This window comes from Dyadobacter sp. BHUBP1 (genome assembly GCF_050587785.1).
In the GTDB taxonomy this organism is placed as follows: domain Bacteria; phylum Bacteroidota; class Bacteroidia; order Cytophagales; family Spirosomataceae; genus Dyadobacter.
The window spans coordinates 50,057-69,728 of sequence record NZ_JBOBIH010000005.1; the positions used below are offsets into that span (position 1 = coordinate 50,057).

Annotated in this window: 21 protein-coding genes; 7 read left to right on the forward strand and 14 right to left on the reverse strand. The window is 50.5% G+C overall.

Annotated elements, in window-relative coordinates:
* Positions 1–10 precede the first annotated feature (10 nt).
* From ACQ4MZ_RS20110 to ACQ4MZ_RS20120, 3 genes are all read left to right on the forward strand, one after another.
* Positions 11–1,729: a RagB/SusD family nutrient uptake outer membrane protein gene (locus ACQ4MZ_RS20110; protein ID WP_430847806.1), complete on the forward strand. Its 1,719-nt coding sequence runs from the start codon at positions 11–13 to the stop codon at positions 1,727–1,729.
* Positions 1,730–1,936: 207 nt separating this feature from the next.
* Complete coding sequence (locus ACQ4MZ_RS20115) at positions 1,937–5,143, forward strand: DUF1553 domain-containing protein (protein WP_430847808.1); 3,207 nt, start codon at positions 1,937–1,939, stop codon at positions 5,141–5,143.
* A gap of 11 nt (positions 5,144–5,154) precedes the next feature.
* On the forward strand, positions 5,155–6,633 hold the full coding sequence (locus tag ACQ4MZ_RS20120; RefSeq protein WP_430847810.1) for a DUF1501 domain-containing protein: 1,479 nt from the start codon (positions 5,155–5,157) through the stop codon (positions 6,631–6,633).
* A gap of 59 nt (positions 6,634–6,692) precedes the next feature.
* Here ACQ4MZ_RS20120 and ACQ4MZ_RS20125 read toward each other — a convergent pair whose 3' ends face one another.
* The 5 genes from ACQ4MZ_RS20125 to ACQ4MZ_RS20145 form a co-directional block, all read right to left on the reverse strand.
* Positions 6,693–7,139 (reverse strand): DUF3592 domain-containing protein, encoded by a 447-nt coding sequence (locus tag ACQ4MZ_RS20125; protein ID WP_430847812.1) that lies wholly within the window; start codon positions 7,137–7,139, stop codon positions 6,693–6,695.
* A gap of 12 nt (positions 7,140–7,151) precedes the next feature.
* Positions 7,152–7,502, reverse strand: a complete 351-nt coding sequence (locus tag ACQ4MZ_RS20130) for a hypothetical protein (RefSeq protein WP_430847814.1) — start codon at positions 7,500–7,502, stop codon at positions 7,152–7,154.
* 11 nt (positions 7,503–7,513) lie between these two features.
* Positions 7,514–7,918, reverse strand: coding sequence for a hypothetical protein (locus ACQ4MZ_RS20135; protein ID WP_430847816.1), 405 nt, complete (start codon positions 7,916–7,918; stop codon positions 7,514–7,516).
* Positions 7,919–7,920: 2 nt separating this feature from the next.
* Positions 7,921–8,421 (reverse strand): DUF4468 domain-containing protein, encoded by a 501-nt coding sequence (locus tag ACQ4MZ_RS20140; protein WP_430847818.1) that lies wholly within the window; start codon positions 8,419–8,421, stop codon positions 7,921–7,923.
* A gap of 160 nt (positions 8,422–8,581) precedes the next feature.
* Positions 8,582–9,553, reverse strand: a complete 972-nt coding sequence (locus ACQ4MZ_RS20145; protein WP_430847820.1) for a GlxA family transcriptional regulator — start codon at positions 9,551–9,553, stop codon at positions 8,582–8,584.
* A 179-nt stretch (positions 9,554–9,732) separates the two neighbouring features.
* Between ACQ4MZ_RS20145 and ACQ4MZ_RS20150 the strand changes: the two genes are divergently transcribed.
* The 4 genes from ACQ4MZ_RS20150 (at position 9,733) to ACQ4MZ_RS20165 (ending at position 13,648) form a co-directional block, all read left to right on the forward strand.
* Positions 9,733–10,224: a VOC family protein gene (locus ACQ4MZ_RS20150; RefSeq protein WP_430847822.1), complete on the forward strand. Its 492-nt coding sequence runs from the start codon at positions 9,733–9,735 to the stop codon at positions 10,222–10,224.
* 8 nt (positions 10,225–10,232) lie between these two features.
* A complete protein-coding gene (locus ACQ4MZ_RS20155) occupies positions 10,233–10,643 on the forward strand; it encodes a VOC family protein (protein WP_430847824.1) in 411 nt (136 codons plus the stop codon).
* A gap of 195 nt (positions 10,644–10,838) precedes the next feature.
* Entirely contained in the window at positions 10,839–13,094 is a 2,256-nt protein-coding gene (locus ACQ4MZ_RS20160) for an ATP-binding cassette domain-containing protein (protein ID WP_430847826.1), read from the forward strand.
* A gap of 122 nt (positions 13,095–13,216) precedes the next feature.
* The gene (locus tag ACQ4MZ_RS20165) at positions 13,217–13,648 is read left to right on the forward strand and encodes an SRPBCC family protein (RefSeq protein WP_430847828.1); all 432 of its coding nucleotides are present in this window, start codon (positions 13,217–13,219) and stop codon (positions 13,646–13,648) included.
* 189 nt (positions 13,649–13,837) lie between these two features.
* On the opposite strand, the gene ACQ4MZ_RS20170 is transcribed toward ACQ4MZ_RS20165, so the two are convergent.
* The 9 genes from ACQ4MZ_RS20170 to ACQ4MZ_RS20210 form a co-directional block, all read right to left on the reverse strand.
* Positions 13,838–14,296, reverse strand: coding sequence for a nuclear transport factor 2 family protein (locus ACQ4MZ_RS20170; RefSeq protein WP_430847830.1), 459 nt, complete (start codon positions 14,294–14,296; stop codon positions 13,838–13,840).
* A gap of 1 nt (position 14,297) precedes the next feature.
* Positions 14,298–14,690: a type II toxin-antitoxin system VapC family toxin gene (locus ACQ4MZ_RS20175; RefSeq protein ID WP_430847832.1), complete on the reverse strand. Its 393-nt coding sequence runs from the start codon at positions 14,688–14,690 to the stop codon at positions 14,298–14,300.
* The gene (locus tag ACQ4MZ_RS20180) at positions 14,681–14,908 is read right to left on the reverse strand and encodes a hypothetical protein (RefSeq protein WP_223405718.1); all 228 of its coding nucleotides are present in this window, start codon (positions 14,906–14,908) and stop codon (positions 14,681–14,683) included. Before ACQ4MZ_RS20180 ends, ACQ4MZ_RS20175 begins: the two co-directional genes overlap by 10 nt.
* An 89-nt stretch (positions 14,909–14,997) precedes the next feature.
* A complete protein-coding gene (locus tag ACQ4MZ_RS20185; RefSeq protein WP_430847834.1) occupies positions 14,998–15,465 on the reverse strand; it encodes a GNAT family N-acetyltransferase in 468 nt (155 codons plus the stop codon).
* Positions 15,466–15,539: 74 nt separating this feature from the next.
* Complete coding sequence (locus ACQ4MZ_RS20190; protein ID WP_430847836.1) at positions 15,540–16,121, reverse strand: hypothetical protein; 582 nt, start codon at positions 16,119–16,121, stop codon at positions 15,540–15,542.
* Between the two features lies 1 nt (position 16,122).
* Complete coding sequence (locus ACQ4MZ_RS20195) at positions 16,123–16,968, reverse strand: metallophosphoesterase family protein (protein ID WP_430847838.1); 846 nt, start codon at positions 16,966–16,968, stop codon at positions 16,123–16,125.
* Positions 16,969–16,979: 11 nt separating this feature from the next.
* On the reverse strand, positions 16,980–17,369 hold the full coding sequence (locus ACQ4MZ_RS20200; protein WP_430847840.1) for a hypothetical protein: 390 nt from the start codon (positions 17,367–17,369) through the stop codon (positions 16,980–16,982).
* A gap of 39 nt (positions 17,370–17,408) precedes the next feature.
* Positions 17,409–18,641, reverse strand: coding sequence for a hypothetical protein (locus tag ACQ4MZ_RS20205; RefSeq protein WP_430847842.1), 1,233 nt, complete (start codon positions 18,639–18,641; stop codon positions 17,409–17,411).
* 126 nt (positions 18,642–18,767) lie between these two features.
* Positions 18,768–19,667, reverse strand: coding sequence for a hypothetical protein (locus ACQ4MZ_RS20210; protein WP_430847844.1), 900 nt, complete (start codon positions 19,665–19,667; stop codon positions 18,768–18,770).
* Positions 19,668–19,672: the final 5 nt, after the last annotated feature.

Here is a 19,672-nt window from a genome sequence, read left to right on the forward strand (position 1 = left end):
AATCAATCCCATGAAAAAGATATTCATACCGTTGCTATTGCTCCTCGCAACCTCCTGCGGCGACGATTTTCTCGAAAAGAGGCCTCAGGGACAGTATAGTCCTGATATTATCCTTACCACCTCGGGTATCGAGGGGGCGCTCGTGGGCGCCTATGCGCTGCTCGACGGCATCGGTACCAGCGGGGTTACCTCATGGCACGGTGCGGTTTCGAACTGGATTTTCGGCAGCGTCGTTTCCGATGACGCTTACAAAGGCTCCGACGCCGGTGATCAGCCGGAGCAAACTTTTCTCGAACGCTACGTATGGCTTTCGACCAATACCCACATTTACGGAAAATGGAGGACATTGTACGACGGCATTGCACGGACGAACGACGTTTTGAGATCGCTGCCCAAGGTACAGGGCCTGTCCGATCAGCGGAAAACGCAGATTATGGCCGAAGCCCGTTTCCTGCGGGGGCACTACCATTTCGAAGCCAAGAAAATGTGGGGCAACATTTCCTACCTCGATGAGCAAACCTGGGATCCCGAAAGCCCGGAAAGCGTGCTGCTGCCCAATACCGAAGATGCCTGGCCGAAGATCGAAGCGGATTTTAAATTCGCGGCTGAAAACCTGCCGGTGTCGCAAACCGATCCCGGCCGTCCGACCAAAAATGCGGCGTATGCTTACCTCGGCAAATGCCATATGTTTCAGGGTTTTCCGAAAGGTCAGCCGAATGTGCAGCATCTTACGGCGGCAAAGGAAGCATTGTTGCAAGTGGTTAACAGTGGGAAGTACAAGCTGATGGAGCGTTTTCATGACAATTTCGCGGCCGAGACCCGGAATAATGCCGAATCGGTGTTCGAGGTGCAATACACAGTGACGGCAGCCGACGGCTCGGGCGGGAATGCAGGCGATGAGCTTACCTATATGTACCCGAATGGCCCAGGCGGCTGCTGCGGCTTTTTCCAGGCATCCCAAAACCTGGTGAATGCCTACAAAACCGACGAAAAAGGTTTGCCGATGATCAAGACGTTCAATGATGAGAATGTCAAGAATGATGAAGGGCTGCTTTCTTCGGCGCCGTTTGAGCCCTACACCGGCCGCCTCGATTCCCGCGTGGACTGGACGCTCGGTCGTCGGGGCATTCCCTACATCGATTGGGGCGTGCATCCGGGCCGGTTCTGGATCCGTGACCAGTCGTATGCGGGGCCTTATTCTTCCAAAAAGCAGATCGTAAGCAAGGCCGAGTCCGGCAAAACCGGCAATCCGCGGCTTAGTACCAACAATTACCGGCTCATCCGCTATGATCACGTGCTCCTTTGGCTGGCAGAATGCGAAGTGGAGTTGGGTAACCTCGAAAAAGCACGCGAATACGTGAACATGATTCGCAAACGTGCCGCCAATCCGGATGGTTTCGTGAAGACGGAGGCTGGTAAAGCTGCTGCCAACTACGTGGTAGGGCTGTACAATGACCCGTGGAAAGATGCCGCCGCCGCACGCGACGCGGTGCGGTTTGAAACCCGCCTCGAATTCGCGATGGAAGGGCATCGTTTCTTCGACCTCGTCCGCTGGGGAGTGGCCGTGCAGGTGCTGAACACTTATCTGGAAAAAGAAAAGAATCTTCGCACCTATCTCAGCGGCGCCAAATTCGAAGAACGGCACCAATACTATCCAATTCCCCAGCAAGCCATTGTATATAGCACCAAAAATGGCAAAGCCACATTAACACAAAATCCTGGCTACTAGTACACTAAAATCCTCTGCCGTCGACTTAAGTCGACGGCAATTGAAGGGAAATGATTAAATTAGGATTAAGAGAATGGAGAATTGGATTGCTGGATGCTTTGTTAATTGTTCTCTGTTGTAAGCTGCCGCTGGTAATAATATTTTTTGATGATGTTGAATTCCTGGTTTAAATATTGTTTGTTGGTCCCCGCAGCCGGATACTTTTTAATGTCTTGTGACAAAAAGGTCGATCTGCCCGACGACGTGGCCGCTGAAATGAATACCCTGGTGGCGCCTGTCGACTATACTTACGACGTAAAGCCCATCCTGTCGGACCGCTGTTTTGCCTGTCACGGACCCGATGCCAATCACCAGAAGGCCAATTTGCGCCTCGATGTGGCCGAAGTGGCCTACAAAAAGGAAGCGGAGAGCGGTTTGAAAGCCATTAAACCCGGCAAGCCTGGCAGCAGCGAGCTCGTGCACCGAATCTTGTCGACCGACCCTGAGATGGTTATGCCCACGCCCGAGTCACATTTATCGCTTACTGCCCGCGAAAAAGCTATTCTCATCCGCTGGGTGGAAGAAGGCGCCGAGTACAAGCCGCATTGGGCATTTACCAAAGTGGAAAAACCCGCATTGCCCAAGGTGAAAAATGAAGCGTGGGTACGCAACGACATCGACCGGTTTATCCTTAAAAAGCTGGAAGACAAGAATATGAAGCCGTCGCCGGAAGCGAGCAAAACTACATTGTTGCGCCGCGTTTCGCTCGATCTGACCGGCCTGCCACCGACACCTGAGGAGGTTACCGCATTTTTGAACGATAAATCGCCGAACGCTTACGAAAAAGTAGTCGACCGGCTGCTGGCCTCTCCGCATTATGGCGAACACATGGCAGTACCCTGGCTCGACGCCGCGCGCTATGCGGATACGCATGGGTATCAGGACGACGGCCTGCGCACTGCATGGCCGTTCCGGGATTGGGTGATCAACTCCTTTAACAAGAACCAGCCCTACGACCAGTTCGTAACATGGCAGTTGGCAGGCGATATGCTGCCGAATCCGACCCGCGATATGATGGTTGCTACGGCGTTCAACCGTATGCACCAGCAGAGCCAGGAAGGCGGTATTATCCCTGAAGAGTACCGCACGGCCTACGTTTCCGACCGTGTGGATACGTTTGGCAAGACATTCCTGGGGTTGACCGTGGAATGCGCGCGCTGCCATGACCATAAGTACGACCCGATCAGCCATAAGGATTACTATTCATTGTATGCGTTTTTTAACAACAATGATGAAAACGGCCAGATCCCTTACAATGGTGAGGCGAGCCCGGCTATCACGCTGCCGACGCCCGAGGCCGACGCCAAATTGAAATTCATCCACGAGAATCTTGCCAAGGAGCGCTCGACGATGGCCGCCAATGTGGCTGTTTACGAACGCGCTTTCCAGCAATGGCTCGCCGCCGCCCGCAAGGCGCCCGAGAGGGCATTACTTCCCGAAAAAACAGATTTGATAGGCCATTTTACATTCGACGAACCGACGGGCAAGGAGTTTGCCAACCTGGCAAATCCGAAGCACAAGGCCAATGCAGAAGGCGACGACAGCCTCTCCAACGTGGCTTCCCGTGACGGCCGCATGGGTAAGGCCCGGTATATTTTCGGGGAAAACGCGGTGAGTTTTGGCGACAAGTTTGCATTCTTTGAACGCAACCAGCCATTCAGCATCAGTATCTGGCTTAATCTGCACGACCCCGCGGTGAGCGGTTCGCTGCTGCATAAATCCAACGGGGTAATGAATGGCTATCGCGGCTGGAATGTGTTCCGGGAGAAAGACGGTCGGATCCGGCTGACGATCAGCCATGTGTGGCCGGAGAATGCAATTGAAATACAGACGGTGGATAAATTCCCGATGAACAAATGGACGCAGCTGGGCTTTACCTATGATGGTTTGAGCAAAGCGGCAGGCCTGAAACTGTTCGTCAACGGTCAGCCCGTGCAGGTTACCGTGCATAATGACCATTTGACGGAGAGTATTTTGTACGGCAAAAACAAAACGAACTGGTATGTCGACAAGCTGAATATCGGCCGGTTGTCGGATCAGCGGACGAAGAATTTCGAGATCGACGAATTCCGGATTTATACCAGAGCCATCAGCGCGCTGGAAATGCAGGGTTTGTTTACATTGAAAAATGAGCTGCTGACGGCATTGAAAACCCCGCCGGCGCAACTAAAACCGGCACAGCTTGCTTCTTTAAGAGATTATTACCTGACTAATATTGACGCCGGATACAAAAAGCAACTGGCGGCGAGCCGCGCATTGATCGGCGAGGAAACGGAGATTATGGACAAGCAGATTGATGTGATGGTGATGAAAGAGCGAAAATATCCGCGCAAGACCTTCATTCTCAATCGCGGCGCGTACGACGCACCGGGCAAGCCGGTCACCATGGATACGCCGGACGCATTCTTTAAAATACCGAAAGACTATCCGCGAAACCGCCTCGGTTTGGCCAAATGGCTGCTCGATAAGGACCATCCGCTGTTCACCCGGGTAACTGTTAACAGGTTCTGGATGATGTATTTTGGAAAAGGGATCGTGATTTCCAGCGACGATTATGGAAACCAGGGCGAGCTGCCGACTCATCCCGAGCTCCTCGATTACCTGGCAGCGCGCTTCCGTGAATCAGGCTGGAATGTGAAGGCAATGCAAAAGCTGATCGTCACTTCGGCTACTTACCGCCAGTCTTCCAAAATCGAACCTGCTATGAAAGACGTCGATCCGGATAACCGGCTTTACGCGCGTGGCCCGAGCTACCGCATGAGCGCGGAACAGATCCGTGATAATGCGTTGGCATCGAGCGGGTTGCTTACACGCAGGGTAGGGGGCAAGAGCGCATATCCGTACCAGCCGGCGGGCCTTTGGGAAGCGCTGGCGACGCGTAACGAGGTCACTTACAAACAACAGCATGGTGATTCGCTTTACCGGAGAAGCCTTTATACGATCTGGAAACGCAGCTCGCCACCACCAATGATGCTTAACTTCGATGCGGCTGAAAGGCATTTTTGTATAACCAAGCGGCAGAAAACCAGTACGCCGTTGCAGGCATTGGTGGTCATGAACGACCCGCAATTCGTGGAGGCATCGCGTGTGCTGGCGCAGCAAATGCTGAAAAACGGCAAATCCATCGACGAACAGATCGATTATGCATTCACCGCGCTGACGAGCCGCCTGCCCGACACGAAAGAGAAAATGGTGCTGAAAGAGCTGTACGACGAGGAATTGAAGGATTTTAGCCAGAATCCTAAACGGATGAAGTCGATCCTGGCCGTGGGTGAATACCCGCTTGATAAAACCCTGAATCCCGCGCAGCTTGCAGCAGGAACCATTGTAGCGAGCACGGTAATGAATTTTGATGAATTTTTGATCAAGCGATAACCAGCAAAGCAATGAGCTTTTACAGAGAACTTGAAAACCATGTCCATGAACAATTGAGCAGGCGTAATTTTCTATCGAAAACGAGTCTGGGACTGGGTGCGGCAGCGATGGCATCGCTTTTGAATGCAGACAATTCGTTGGCTAAAAAGGTAGGAGAAAAGGGAGCCGAAGCTGCCGGGCTGCCGATCGGGCACCCGCATTTCCCGCCGAAAGCCAAGCGTGTTATTTACTTGTTCCAAAGCGGCGCGCCCTCGCAGCTCGAACTGTTCGACTACAAGCCTAAACTGGAAGAAATGTGGGGAAAGGATCTCCCCGAATCAGTGCGGAAGGGGCAACGCCTGACGGGTATGACAGCCGGACAGAGCAGTTTTCCGCTGGCCGCTTCGAAATACAAATTCCAGCGGTATGGGGATAACGATATGATGATCAGTGAACTGATGCCCTACACCTCGGGCATTGTGAACGATGTTACGTTCATCCGCTCGATGTTTACCGAGGCCATTAATCACGACCCGGCCGTCACGTTTTTCCAAACAGGCAGCCAACAGGGCGGCAGACCTTCATGGGGATCGTGGGTGAGCTACGGGCTGGGCTCCGATAACCAGAATATGCCTTCGTTCGTGGTGCTGCTTTCCAAAGGCCGCAGCGGCGACCAGCCATTGTATGCCAAGCTATGGAGTAATGGTTTTTTGCCGTCCATTCATCAGGGCGTGGTGTTCCGTTCCGGCCCGGACCCTGTTTTTTACCTCAATAATCCGGAGGGAATTGACCGTACCAGTCGCAGGCGCATGCTGAATTCGCTCGCGAAACTGCAACAAGGACAGTTCGAAAAATTGCTTGACCCGGAGATCAACTACCGGATGGCGCAGTATGAGATGGCCTACCGCATGCAAACGGCCGTGCCCGAAACCATGGATATTTCCAAAGAGCCGGATTATATTTTCGATATGTATGGTGAAGACTCCCGCAAGCCCGGTACGTTCGCGGCTAACTGCGTGTTGGCTCGGAAGCTGATCGAAAAGGATGTGAAATTCGTGCAGCTGTATCACCAGGGCTGGGACCAGCACGGTAACCTTCCGAATGACATCAAGATCATGGCCAAAAGCGTAGACCAGGCTTCGGCCGCATTGATCAACGATTTGAAACAACGCGGCTTGCTGGATGAGACCCTCGTGGTCTGGGGCGGCGAATTTGGCCGCGGTGCTTATTCACAAGGCAAACTGACCCGCGACAACTACGGCCGCGATCACCACCCGCGCAGCTTTTCAATATGGATGGCCGGCGCAGGTGTGAAAAAAGGATTCGTGTACGGTGAAACCGACGATTTTGGTTATAACATTATCAAAGATCCCGTGCACGTGCATGATTTCCAGGCAACTGTCATGCATTTGATGGGCATCGATCACGAGCAGCTGATATTCAAGCATCAGGGTCGGCGGTACCGTCTTACCGACGTCCACGGTAAAGTGGTAAAGCCGCTTTTGGCTTAGTGAATGACATACAACAACAAGAAAGGACGTCCACGAAGACGTCCTTTTTTTGTTGTGTATCAATTGAAAAGCCAGCGAAATATCGCTTTCACAGCCGAGCCGACGTACCAGATCGAAAACAGCCAGAACATAGCGCCCATTCCGGCAAATACATATACAAAAAGGTAATTGCCTTTTAAGTGCACATTATCGGGGTCTTTCGGGTCGTAGTATAATGTCACTTCTTCTCCAATCTGGTATTCGGGCGGGTTGCGGCCTTCCGAGCTGTGAAAAACGTGCGGAGTGCCGTCCCTTTTGATGTATCGGATCGATGGTGCCAGGGGATATTCACGTGGTTTTAAACGGTGCAGGTCGATCACGATGCCTTTGGCTTCAATGCCGTTCTCAATCAGGTTGCGGCTATTGCGGTAGATTGAAAACGATATCACGGCAAACACCGCGCCGATTGTAAAGAAGAGCAGAACGAACAGTTCAAAGCCTGGTACCCCTTTGCTGGTAGTTTCCATGGTTCCGAAATGTTAGAGCCAGCGATAGATCTCCTGCAAACTGCCCTCGAATTCCCGTGGCGGCTTGTTCATTGAATTTGCAAACGGGTAGCTGCCTCGTACGGCCTTGCCGGTGCCGGCTTTGAGATCGAGGACCAGATCACAATATTCGCGGCCCGGGTACAAGCGCGTTTTGAGTTCGACGGTGTTATCGTCGATCCACTTGGCTTCGTCGCAGCTCCAGGTAGAGGGCATATCGAATATCATCTGGTTGGTAGCAACCTTTATAATGGCAGGTTCGGTGATCCAATGGCTCATGCGTACTTCGTAGGCGCCGAAGCGGACAGTGTAGGTATTTTGCGGAGAAGGGACTTCGTCGACCATTTGCTTTAATATTAAGACTTGAATTTGATGTAAAGACTCACGCCGATCATGCCGAGGAAAAGGAAGATAACCCCGAAAATCACCAGCATCATCCATAATGTACCTACGCCCGAGTTCCGGGAATCGTGGTAGTCGATGGCGGCGCAAAATGCGGTCGCGAGAGAGGTTATTCCCACTAAACCGGCGATGCCTATACGCAGCATGGACCAGCCCAGTCCCATTGGCGACCAACGGAGCGGCAAAAACGAGAGAACAATCGCCGCGAAGAGTACGTACCAGGCGAGGCTTTCGAGCCGGATGTTACCTGCTTCGGTGGCGGGCCGGTTGGGCGCAACGAGCAATAACGTCAGTCCGTACATCACCAGCCAGGAAAGTTCGGGACCAAGGAGAAACGTAGTAATGCGGTTGGTGTTCATGTTCAGAACGGCTTGTAGTCCTTCACATTCGATTGCAAATCGGCGAGTAATGCTTTGAGTTTGGCATCGAGCTCCGAAGCAGCGGCTTTGTTTTCGTTTTTCTGGCTGAAAACTTCCAGAGGGACAGAACGTCCGGCGTTTCCGTCCAGATATTCAACATTGGCCAGCGAAGCGCGGTATTTGCGGTTGGCGCATTCAACGGAAAGTACATAGTTGAATCTGTAAACACCACCCGCACTGTTTTCCGACCGTGGAATCGTGATGGTAATGTGCCCCTGCGTCACCAGGTCGCCCGTTTCCTTGTCGTCGACCAGGGTCTTATTGTCCGGCGCCGACTGGCTCACCCACAGGCGGGCGCGTCTGAAAATATCAATCAGGGAAACGCTGCCGCAGTCGACGGTTTCAGTGTAGGCGATTTTACTGGTCATAGCTGGTACAATGGAATGTGCGTGCGCAGAACCTATCATGCAGGCGAGCACGATGATCAAAATGGATTTTGACATGACGATAAATTGGTTCGATTTTTAAATTGGCGGTGCAAAAGTGCGCATTTGGAAAAGAGCGAGCAAATAAAATGAGCTACCGGTAAATCATTGTTTTGTGTTGAAAAACAAATGATTAGCGCAATGCCGTTCGATAAAAAAAGCGGCTTGTCGGCCGCTCTTAATTATCCTTGCTGTATTTGTTCCGGTATTCAATAGGTGTCAGGCCCGTGACCTTTTTGAAAACGTCCCTGAATGCCTTCGTATCGGTATAACCCACATCGTACATCACCTCGGTCACGTTCTTACGCGACACCTCGAAGCTGCGCTTGGCCGCCTCCACGCGCACGCGGCGCACGTACTCGTTGATGGTATTGTTGGTGGCATTCTTGAAGCGCCGCTCGAAGCTGCGGCGGCTCACGCTGGCAATATCGGCGAGTTCTACGATCGTCAGTTTTTCGGTGTAGTTCTTTTCGATATAATCCTGCGCGGCGAGGATACCGTCGTCGTTGTGGTTTTTCTGGCCTTTGAAAATCGTGAAGGCGCGCTGGTTGTCGCGATCGATGTCGATGGCGAAGTATTTGGCCGCCAGGATGGCAATATCGCGGCTTGTGTATTTTTCGAGAATATAGATCAGCAGGTTCCAGATCGAATTGGCGCCGCCGCTGGAATATACCTTCCCTTCGTCGGTGATGATGGTACCATCCACGACTTCGATTTGCGGGTATATTTCTTTAAATTCTTCATAATAAGCCCAGTGCGTGGAGCATTTTTTGCCGTCCAGCAGGCCGGTAGCACCCAGCAGAAACGCGCCGAGGCATAGCGATGCGATTTCTGAACCTTTTTCACGCATTTCAAGCATCCACGGAATGGCAGGCCTGTCGAGCTCGACGGACTCGCGCAGGTTACCGCATAATGCGGGGATGATCACGAGGTCGGTTTTATCTACTTCGCTCAGCAGCTTGTTGATACGAATGGTATATTCGCCATCCTGGGCTTTGATATCGTGGTTCAATCCTACAAATTCCACATTGAATTTGGGCTCTTTCCCTGATGCCCTCAAAAAATCATTGGCCGTGTTGAAAAGCCGGTAAGCAGGAGAAACCGCTTCGATGTAGGAGCACTGGGGGACATATACCGAGATATGTTTCATGACGATTTTGGATTTAGAAGACGTAAATATAGAAAAATATTCAGTTGGCATTTTTACCCCTTTGGTTAGGCGCTTTTACACCCCTTTTATTTTCCTATAACCCGCGACATTTGTAATGTCAATCATCAGCAAACTAAAACCGTTTTTATCCAAACCATTCACCTTCAACAATCCAAACAATGAGCGAATTGTCAACCACACAAGGCATTATCCCGTTTCTCTGGTACAATGGCCAGGCAGAGGAAGCGATGAACCTGTACACCAGCCTCTTCCCGAATTCACGGATCAAACAGCTGAAAAGATGGGGCGAAGGCAGCCACATGCCAGCCGACCAGGTCATGATGGGTGTCATCGAGATCAACGGTCTTACGTTACATCTGTTCGACGCCGGGCCGATGTTCAAGTTCACGGAGGCGGTTTCCTTTTTTGTCACTTGCAAGGACCAGCAAGAAATCGATCATTACTGGAACACACTCACCGCCGACGGCGGCCAGGAAAGCCAATGCGGCTGGCTCAAAGACAAATTCGGGCTATCGTGGCAGATCGTCCCCGCCATGCTGACCGAGCGGTTGACCAACGGTGATCCAAAACGCGCGGGACAAATGTTTCAGGCAGTAATGGGCATGCAGAAACTCGATATTGCTGAAATGGAACGCGCTTATAATCAATAAAATATAAAATGGCAATATACCCCTTCCTTACCTTCAACGGCAATTGCAAAGAGGCGATGCGTTTCTACCAATCGTGCTTCGGGGGGGAGCTGCACTTCACATACCTGGGCGATACGCCCGGCGGGAAGCAGTTTCCTCAGGAAATCAGGCAGCTGGTATTGCACGCGAGCCTGGTGTCGGAGCACGTCCGGCTTTTTGCATCCGACCTGGGCGGTGAGGAAGGGGTAGCTTCCGGTAACAGTATTTCGCTGTGGATCAGCATTACGGCTCCGGAGCAGTTGCAATCGGTGTTCAGGAAACTGGCGCGCAACGGCGAAGTGACCGCACCACTTTCCGCTGGTATCCTCCGGGGCCAATGGGCCACACTCACAGACCGTTATGCGGTGCAGTGGATTTTTTCGGCGGCCAATGCTTCCTGAATTTTGAATGAGTGAGTGACTGAATGATTGAATTTTGAATGAGTGAATGTGTAAATAATTTTAATGGGTGAATTTTGATAGAACTAATATTCCATAGAAATTCACCGACCGAAGATTGCTAATAGAACCATTTATTCAATCATTCAGTCATTCAATCATTCACTCATTACATTTCATCATCCAGACCGCAACATCATGAGTCATCAGGAGTACATCCGCATTCGCGGTGCCAGGGAGAACAATCTCAAAAATGTTTCACTCGACATTCCCAAACGCAAGATCACCATTTTTACCGGTGTTTCCGGTTCGGGAAAATCCTCCATTGTTTTTGACACCATCGGCGCCGAGGCGCAACGCCAGTTGAACGAAACATTCAGCATGTTTATCCGCAACCGGCTGCCGCGCATCAGCCAGCCGGAGGCCGACGCCATCGAAAACCTTTCCACCTCCATTGTCATCGACCAGAAACGGCTTGGCGGCAATTCGCGCTCGACCATGGGTACTATTACCGATATTTCGGCCGTTTTGCGCCTGCTATTCTCCCGATTGGGCCAGCCGCACGCCGGTTTTTCCAATGCATTCTCCTTCAACGACCCTGCCGGGATGTGCCCGGTATGTAATGGTTTGGGTAAAAAAGTGGAAATAGACCTTGAGAAATTTCTGGATCCTACGAAGTCGCTTAACGAAGGGGCGATTCTCTTTCCGGTTTTCGCCGTGGGAACCTGGTATTGGAAGGCCTACACTTTTTCCGGCATGCTGGATAATGACAAAAAGCTGGAAGATTATTCCGACGAGGAAATGCATACGCTGCTGTACGGAAAGGGGACCTACGAATCCAACTACAATGGTATGACTTTCGATACGAAGTACGAAGGGCTGGTAGACAAATTCAACCGTTTGTACATTCAGAAAGACAGCAGCGAGATTTCGGAGAAGACGGTCAAAAAAGTGGAACGGTTCCTGAAAATGGGTGATTGTCCCGCGTGCAAGGGCGCGCGCCTGAACGAGAAGGCGCTTGCGAGCCGCATTAATAGTTTGAACATTGCCGAAATGTCGGCGATGGAGGTTTCGGAGCTGGTCAAAATCATTCGGGAGATCCAAGATCCGGTTTCAAAACCGATGATCGACACCCTGACCGAACGTTTGGAACATTTGGTCGACATTGGCCTGGGCTACCTGAGCCTCGACCGTGAAACCGGTACATTATCCGGCGGCGAATCGCAGCGCATTAAAATGGTGAAGCATCTGAACAGCAGCCTGATCGACATTACCTACATTTTCGACGAACCCAGCATCGGCCTGCACCCGCGCGACGTGCACAGGCTGAATGAGTTACTTCAAAAGCTTCGTGACAAGGGCAATACGATACTGGTGGTTGAGCACGATCCCGATGTAATCCGCGTCGCAGATTATATTGTAGATGTGGGGCCCAAAGCCGGCAGTGGTGGCGGCGAGATCGTCTATTCAGGCGACTATAAAGGCCTCCTTCAAGCGCCGACGCTTACCGGCAGATTTATCAACCGGGATTTAAAGGTCAAATCGACATTCCGGAAGCCAACCGGTGCGTTAAAAGTAAAGAATGCCCGACTGCATAACCTTAAAAATGTGTCGGTGGACATCCCCACGGGCGTTTTTACGGTCGTGACGGGCGTGGCGGGCTCGGGCAAGAGCTCGCTCATCAATGGGGTGTTCCTCTTGCAGCATCCGGAAGCGATCGTGATCGACCAGTCGGCAGTGGGTACTTCCATTCGTTCCAATCCCGCGACCTATACAGGTATTATGGATGACATTCGCAAGCTGTTTGGCAAAACCAACAAAGTAAGCGCGTCACTGTTCAGCTTTAATTCCGACGGAGCTTGTCCCGAATGCCAGGGGCTCGGCTTTATATTTACCGACCTGGCATTTCTGGAACCAGTGAAAACGGTTTGTGAAACCTGCGAAGGCAAGCGTTTCAAGCCGGAGGTACTGGAATATAAGGTCAATGGCAAGTCGATCACCGACGTGCTGGATATGCCGGTGGAGGAAGCACTGGCATTTTTTAAAACCAAAGAAGTGGTCCACAAACTGACGGCCATGAATCAGGTAGGGCTCAATTACCTCACGCTGGGGCAGCCGCTGAGCACATTATCGGGCGGTGAATGCCAGCGCATCAAACTGGCGGGCGAGTTGCATAAAAATGGCACGATTTATGTGATGGACGAGCCTACCACCGGCCTTCACATGTCGGACACCGGCCATTTGCTCGAAATTATCGACCATCTGGTCGATCAGGGTAATTCTGTGATTGTCATCGAGCACAATACGGAAGTCATGAAACACGCCGACTGGATCATCGACCTCGGTCCCGAGGGTGGTCACAAAGGCGGCCAGATACTATTCGAAGGTACCCCGGCCGATTTGCTCAAATCGAAGGAGTCGCTGACGGCGGAGTATTTGCGGGGCGGGAAATAGCCGCGCGAGGCATTCGTGGGGAACCATTTGTCCCGGTTAACCCCTCGAATGTCCCGTTTCCCCAATGCATGGCATCGCCGCCGCTACTAGATTTGCCGATCACCGACGCAACAGCAAACGCCATGGAAAAGATCGAGCACATCAACTATATCAAGGCACCCATTTCAAAGATATACGAGGTATTAACAACGCAGGAAGGCCTGGGCAACGTCTGGACCACCGACCTGACGGTTCAAACCGAAGTCGGCGCTATTTCCGACTTCGGTTTCGGCGACGACGACCGCGTCTTAATGCAGATTGTTGAACTCTCAGAAAACAGGCGCATCGAATGGCTCTGTACCCATTCCGACCCGGAATGGATCGGTACCGGGGTGTCGTTTGAACTCTTTGAAAGGAAAAACGGCATCACCGCAGTCGTGTTAAAGCATTTCAACTGGCGCGAACTGACCGAGTTTTACCAATGGTGCAATTACAATTGGGCTATGTTTTTGCTCAGTCTGAAAGATTATTGCGAGAAAGGGAAGGGGCTGGCTTACCAGGAAAGGGAGTTTTAATGATCATAATTACCAATCGGATAACAAAAATCTTCGTAGGCTTTGATCAATATCAGTGCGGCTTGAAGATGGGCCCCTGCATCAGTTTTAATGCAAGGCGGATCGTCGAATTGTCTATCGACCCATTTAAGCATTTTGTCGTATTGTCCTTCCGTTGTAATTGGTCGCACTCTCATTGGATCTGTCTGTTTATTCACTGAAATTGTCGTAATAGGTAAAATCCTGGGTGATTTTTCCACTTTCGATCGTGAAAATGGTACAAATAGGCAGCGCAAATTTCGATTTGTCGGGCGCAGTGCCAGTTGAAACGAACTCGACGATCATGTGTTTGTCCCCCGAGGGATAGATTGTGATAACACTATCGCGTACATCCGGGATCACCTGTTGCAACTCGCCGTATTTTTTGATGATCTGTTCGTGGGTCTGCGTAACGATGCCTTCGCCGAGGGATGGGTCTTTGAAGTCGGCAGTGTCGGAATACATCGCGGCCATTTGCTGCCAGTCGTGGTTGTTGAAATGCTCAAAGTATTGTTTGACGAGGCTTTCGTTGTTCGAGCTTGCCGTCGCCGGTGTTTCCTGCCGGGTTTCTTGGGGTTGACAGGCGGTAATGGCGAAGATGACAAGCGGTAAAAGTAATTGTCGGCTCATGTCAGAGATCGAGAAGATGTAAAGTTGAAATATACGAAAAATGCCTGTCGCGGCTAAGTAACGGCACGTCGTGAGATTGACAGACGGCAGCTATCCAAATGTCGTTTTCAGGAATCGGATGTCCGGTTTCCTTTAGAATTAATTTGATTGAAGCATATTCAGAAGCCACAGGCGTTTTAACGTCTAGGATTTCACATGCATTTATGAATGATATGTACCGATCGAGGTTGCTTCGGGCTTTCCGGGAGTTTTTTGCACCGTAAATCAACTCGCCGCACACGGTTACAGGCAAGGCAATAATATCGTATTGTGATAGCACTTGCAATGTATTTTCATTACCGTTTAATATTTCAATAGCGATGTTGGTGTCGATTGCAATCTGTTTTAATGCCATTCACCGTCTATTCTGTTGAACTCGTCGTGGATGATTCTCAGTACTTCCTTTGCTTCGTTATCGTCAATAGTTCCGGCGTGGGACAGTATTTTGTCTCTGTTGGGCTGTTGCGGTAAAGTAGCTTTTAGGAATTGCAGGAAATCGAACAGTTTCAACCTAAGAAGAGTATCTTGGGTTACTGTTTCTACATCCTGCACGATCTGTTCATGGATAGTCATAGCATAGCTGGTTGATAAGCGATACCAATTTAACAATTTTGTTCCTCTGGTGGTTTATCGGATTCTCAACCGGCAATCAACCAATGATCCTAGGGCAATTCCAAATGCAAAACAGGAAACGGCAATCCCAAGCTATCCAGTGGCGAGCGGCGTTTTACTTCGAAACCCAGGTGCTGATAGAATGCCAGTGCATCAGGGTTCTGCTCGTTCACATCCACTTTGCGGACCGACCGTTTCTGCACTGCGTATTCCATCAGTTTTTTGCCAATGCCTTTGCCGAAGTAATGGGGATGAACAAACAGCATCTCAACCATTTCTGGGGAAAGCCCCATGAAACCCATTATCCGGCCGGATTCGTCACGGACGCAGAAAAGATCGACGGCGTCGAAATACTGATTCAGAATAAGCGGTTTAAAATGCTGGATATGTTCATCTTTTAAAAAATCGTGGGTAGCGCGGACGGCCGCTTCCCAGATATTGATCAGGACCGGATAGTCGGCTGAGGTCGGTGTCGAAATGGTGTAGTCGATGAATTTCATGGCTGTTGTATCGGACATACCGCAAGATAACAGTCCGGTGCGACTTTGCGGGTTAATGTATAATAAAGCAGAAAACCGGCGTCTCTACCTGCCTAAAATCCCAACCCTAGACCGATACCGGCCTTTACGACTTCCCTGATTCCCAGCGAACCTGCATTGAGCACATAGCTGACGAGGTACAAGTCGTTCGTGTTGAATTCAAGGTAGGCGCTTAACATGCGGATCCCGGAATTGGAGCGCAATTTGTAGGTCAGGGAGGATTCTGTTGCCAAATGCAGGCGAAACGCGGGTTTCCACCAGTAGTAGTTAGGTGGGTAGCGTGAGGGGAGCTTGAAAAAGTAGTCGTTGCCGAATTGATAGCTGCCTTTAAATCCAAAGTCGAGCGGGTTGATCTGGAAATGGGAACCTGATCGGATGCGTACCGGCTGATAAAAGATAGCGCCGGAGAATAGATGCAGGGGACCGCCCTTGGCCGGGGGCACATATCCGTATTGCAGGTTGGTGCGCAAGTGCCGGTGGAAGAATTCATACCCGGCACCGAGGCCTATCCAGCCGTTGCTGCCGGCATATTGGATTTGTGCAAAATCCGGAACCAGTTTCTTCGCGAATTGGGCGTACGAAGTGCTGGCTGCTCCCGCTGCAAGGAGCGCCGCCCATGCGAGCATTCTCATCATGTCAGTAGTCGATAATGGATTTCAGAACTTTGCCTTTAGAGATTTGGAGCAGGACAAAAGCGCTTTGCCCAAAGGAAAAACTGGTCATGTAATGCACCTTATTCCCAAATGGATAGAAATCCTGGTGTTGATGAACATGGCCGTGCAGGGAGAGCAGTAAGTTGGGCGTGTTTTGTAACAGGTCGGTATAAGGTTTCACTGATTCGGTGCCGAATTCCACTGCATTGAACGGCGGCACGTGGGAAATGGTAATAAGATAATCGGCCCCCTCGGCATTTTGCAATTCGTGCGCGAGCCAGCCGATGTCGGGTATATTTTCGCCGGGTGCTTCCAGTCCGTTGGTATTGTGGGCAATGAATTTGATACCCCCGTACACGAAGGAGTAATTTAATGGCCCGAACATCTGCTGGAAGATTTGCCGGCCATTCGCTACCATATCGTGATTGCCGATAATGCCGAAGTACGGAGCCCGCAGCGCGGACAGCCGCTTCTGCACCCATTTGAATTCCTGTAATAATCCAAAATCAGAAATATCGCCGGCCAGCAGTACCAGGTCGACGCTTTCGAGACTGTTCACCTTCTTTACAAACCGTTCCTGTTCATCATACCATCGCTGGGTGTCGCCGGCAAAAACGATGGTAACGGTGTCATTTTCGGCGTTCCGGCGGAGGCGGGCCAGGTTTTGCGCATTCAGGTTGGAAGGGCTGGAATGATCGAAAGATTGGTTGGGGCTGAATTCAAACTGATCGCAGGAAGTGGTAAGTGTCGCGAGTGTCAGGATGGTCAGGATTGTCAGGTATTCTTTTACATTTTGCAATGTATTGGTGAAGTTTTCTTTGTTTTTCATGGCGGTGATGGCTAGTCGGTATCATTGATTTGTTCAACTCGTTCGATTTCTTTGAATACGGTCGTCAATGGAGCAGTGTGGTCTATGAGTCGTTCCAGTTTAATAAGGCTATCAGACTGAAAAAGGCTTTTTTTGCCATTGATGATGTAGCAGAGCATGTCGCGATCGCTCCAGAGCTTTCTTATTTCAAGTGTGGTGTTTTGAGAGTGGTGTATTTGTTTTGTCCCCAATTCACGTCTGAGCCTCGTAAGCTGTTGTCCGATCTGGATCCGGACGCCCTGGTACTTTTCGTGCAGGTCACTTTGTGCCGGCACATCCGCGATTCTGTGCCGGATCAGGAGCGATAGGGCGATAACGACAGGCAAAGCGATGCCCACCCAGATTTTCGCAGTGCGTGTCATGGGATTGTTGTTTCGTGAAAATAATTGTCAAGGGGAGCGTCAAAAGGCCAGGCCTAAAGTGATATTCGTCCGGAATCCAAAATCTGTTTGAGTACTTTTTAGATAATCCTGAAAATTGTAGGAAGTATTGCAATCGAAATAGCCATGATTGAAGAGCCGGAGCTGAAATCCGATTAATGGACCGATATTGATTACGTTATCTTCGCTGTGAATGTTGTCACGATAGGGGTCTCCGTGGTCACCTTTGTAATAATAGTATTGGGTATTTAAGCCCGCATACAATCCGGACAATCCGTTGCGGCTTTTGCCCCTGAGTTGCTGAGCTTTTGTGAAAGCGTAGTATCTGGGTTGAACCGAGAATGAAACAATTTTCTCGCGGGAGTAAAGGTGCTGGTAGTCCCTTTCAACGCCGTAAAGGTTGTTTTTCCGCCTCAAAAAATTGAACCCGTTGTTCATCGCCGCGTCCAGCTGAAAATTGAGGCTTACGGGCCAACTGGATATCTTTTGTTCGAATGCAACGCCTGCTTTTAGTCTGTTGAGGTAATAACCCACAGTAATCTCAGGTAACCGTACTTTCCATTGGTTGTGAATTTGTTCGTCACAAAGAAGAATATCACAAAGCGGAGCTTTCTCGATTTTTTTCCAGTCACCGAAAGCAATGCCCAGAATTGCCTGTGTCGAACACTCAACTTTATCAACTTCCCGGTGAATTGAGAAGCTGAAATCCATAAATCCGCGGTGAAGAAATCGCCTTTGAATACCCAGCCTCAATCCAATTTTGGGGTCATAGTGATCGACGGTACCCGGGACATTGTAAAAGAAGCCAATATAGTTTCCGCTGAAATTATTGGCACTAAGCCCTTTCTTTATCCGCTTTCCCATTCCAACAAACCATCGGAGCTGAGCATCCATTACTGTGTATTGAACAAGTTCTCTCACAGGAAAATTTAGATCAAAAAAAGGCATGTGGCCTGCCAATGCGATTGAAAAGGCGGGTAGGAATTTGAATTCATATCCTAGTTGCAATGATGTGTTATTCAGTATTTTATCATCCTGCAACGGGAAGGCTACTGCCTGGTAGTATTGAGATAATCCGATCTTGACCTTATGCCGTGTCGGCACTTTGGTCATAAAAACATTCTCGTACCGGTCCAGGAAACGCTGTTTTACCAGGGTGTCGGTTTCTTCGGAATAGGATACGCTCACGGTATCCTGCGCGCGTGCAGCAGAGCAAACCAGCAGGAGCAGGGCAAACAATACGCCTTTTTGCATCGAATAACAGTTGGATCAGGTTTAAAGTGGTAAATGTGTTATCGATAGGCGGTTGTTTGTCAGGGTATTAAATGGTTAAAGAGGAGGGTTATTTTACCTTCATGGCTAATAGTTAAAGCACCCGTTTTATTTAATCGTAACCCTTCCGAACTCGGCGTTGATATCGACGCTGGCGAGCTGGTTGCGGGAAAAAAATGCTTCTTTGAAATCGGCGGTATTGCGCTTCCATTTAAAGCCGTTAGGCAGTTTCATGGTGGCATAGGCCCCGTTAATGGTGTAGTCGAAATGCTGCCAGTTCTTCGCCAGGAGCGTCACTTCCGCCTTTTTGGAATGGATACCCAGGCTGGTGAGGCCCGCCGTCGGGAAAATTTCGACGTTTCCGTACGCGGCATCGATCCGGACGGCCCCGGCGATCTGTTCGAGACGGACATTGGTGTGGTCGCTCGCAAAGGTGAATGTCCCTGCCAGTTCGTTGCCAGAAAGCTCACCGAATGTAGTTTGCAGGGCACCTTTGCCGCTCAATCCAGTCAGGTTTGTTGTACAGAAATCCGCTTTGAGGTTCAGTTGGTTGGTCAGTCCGCGCAGGATAATCGTGCCGAACGAATTTTTGAGGTCGACGGCGCATGATGCGGGCAAATGGATCGTATACCGCGCTTTCAGATTCGACACCGGCTTACTTTCCCCATCTTTTAGCACAATATAGTTGCGCAGGAAATAGTCCTTCCCATTACGGTCGGCAATATACTGCAACTTGGAAAGGTCCTGTGTAGCGGTAGCGCGGTCCGGATGACGGGCCGAAAGTTCCATGACCACGGTAATGTCGGAATTGTCCCAGGTCGCGATCTCAATGTCGGCCTTTTCCGCGCTGATATACAACGTACGCACAGTAGGCGCGCTCACTGTTTTTTCGATCCGCTTGGTGGCAACCTGCAACTTCCCCTGCGCGTACGCAGGCAGGCTCCCGAGCGCCCATGCAAGCAGCAGGGGCAATGTTTGTTTTCGAATATTTTTGAGATACATTTTCATTATTC

Bases quoted from the DNA above. Each gene is read 5' to 3' on its own strand.
- ACQ4MZ_RS20110 (WP_430847806.1), top strand. From the start codon at position 11: ATGAAAAAGATATTCATACCGTTGCTATTGCTCCTCGCAACCTCCTGC.
- ACQ4MZ_RS20115 (WP_430847808.1), top strand. From the start codon at position 1,937: ATGTCTTGTGACAAAAAGGTCGATCTGCCCGACGACGTGGCCGCTGAA.
- ACQ4MZ_RS20120 (WP_430847810.1), top strand. From the start codon at position 5,155: ATGAGCTTTTACAGAGAACTTGAAAACCATGTCCATGAACAATTGAGC.
- ACQ4MZ_RS20125 (WP_430847812.1), bottom strand. From the start codon at position 7,139: ATGGAAACTACCAGCAAAGGGGTACCAGGCTTTGAACTGTTCGTTCTG.
- ACQ4MZ_RS20130 (WP_430847814.1), bottom strand. From the start codon at position 7,502: ATGGTCGACGAAGTCCCTTCTCCGCAAAATACCTACACTGTCCGCTTC.
- ACQ4MZ_RS20135 (WP_430847816.1), bottom strand. From the start codon at position 7,918: ATGAACACCAACCGCATTACTACGTTTCTCCTTGGTCCCGAACTTTCC.
- ACQ4MZ_RS20140 (WP_430847818.1), bottom strand. From the start codon at position 8,421: ATGTCAAAATCCATTTTGATCATCGTGCTCGCCTGCATGATAGGTTCT.
- ACQ4MZ_RS20145 (WP_430847820.1), bottom strand. From the start codon at position 9,553: ATGAAACATATCTCGGTATATGTCCCCCAGTGCTCCTACATCGAAGCG.
- ACQ4MZ_RS20150 (WP_430847822.1), top strand. From the start codon at position 9,733: ATGAGCGAATTGTCAACCACACAAGGCATTATCCCGTTTCTCTGGTAC.
- ACQ4MZ_RS20155 (WP_430847824.1), top strand. From the start codon at position 10,233: ATGGCAATATACCCCTTCCTTACCTTCAACGGCAATTGCAAAGAGGCG.
- ACQ4MZ_RS20160 (WP_430847826.1), top strand. From the start codon at position 10,839: ATGAGTCATCAGGAGTACATCCGCATTCGCGGTGCCAGGGAGAACAAT.
- ACQ4MZ_RS20165 (WP_430847828.1), top strand. From the start codon at position 13,217: ATGGAAAAGATCGAGCACATCAACTATATCAAGGCACCCATTTCAAAG.
- ACQ4MZ_RS20170 (WP_430847830.1), bottom strand. From the start codon at position 14,296: ATGAGCCGACAATTACTTTTACCGCTTGTCATCTTCGCCATTACCGCC.
- ACQ4MZ_RS20175 (WP_430847832.1), bottom strand. From the start codon at position 14,690: ATGGCATTAAAACAGATTGCAATCGACACCAACATCGCTATTGAAATA.
- ACQ4MZ_RS20180 (WP_223405718.1), bottom strand. From the start codon at position 14,908: ATGACTATCCATGAACAGATCGTGCAGGATGTAGAAACAGTAACCCAA.
- ACQ4MZ_RS20185 (WP_430847834.1), bottom strand. From the start codon at position 15,465: ATGTCCGATACAACAGCCATGAAATTCATCGACTACACCATTTCGACA.
- ACQ4MZ_RS20190 (WP_430847836.1), bottom strand. From the start codon at position 16,121: ATGATGAGAATGCTCGCATGGGCGGCGCTCCTTGCAGCGGGAGCAGCC.
- ACQ4MZ_RS20195 (WP_430847838.1), bottom strand. From the start codon at position 16,968: ATGAAAAACAAAGAAAACTTCACCAATACATTGCAAAATGTAAAAGAA.
- ACQ4MZ_RS20200 (WP_430847840.1), bottom strand. From the start codon at position 17,369: ATGACACGCACTGCGAAAATCTGGGTGGGCATCGCTTTGCCTGTCGTT.
- ACQ4MZ_RS20205 (WP_430847842.1), bottom strand. From the start codon at position 18,641: ATGCAAAAAGGCGTATTGTTTGCCCTGCTCCTGCTGGTTTGCTCTGCT.
- ACQ4MZ_RS20210 (WP_430847844.1), bottom strand. From the start codon at position 19,667: ATGAAAATGTATCTCAAAAATATTCGAAAACAAACATTGCCCCTGCTG.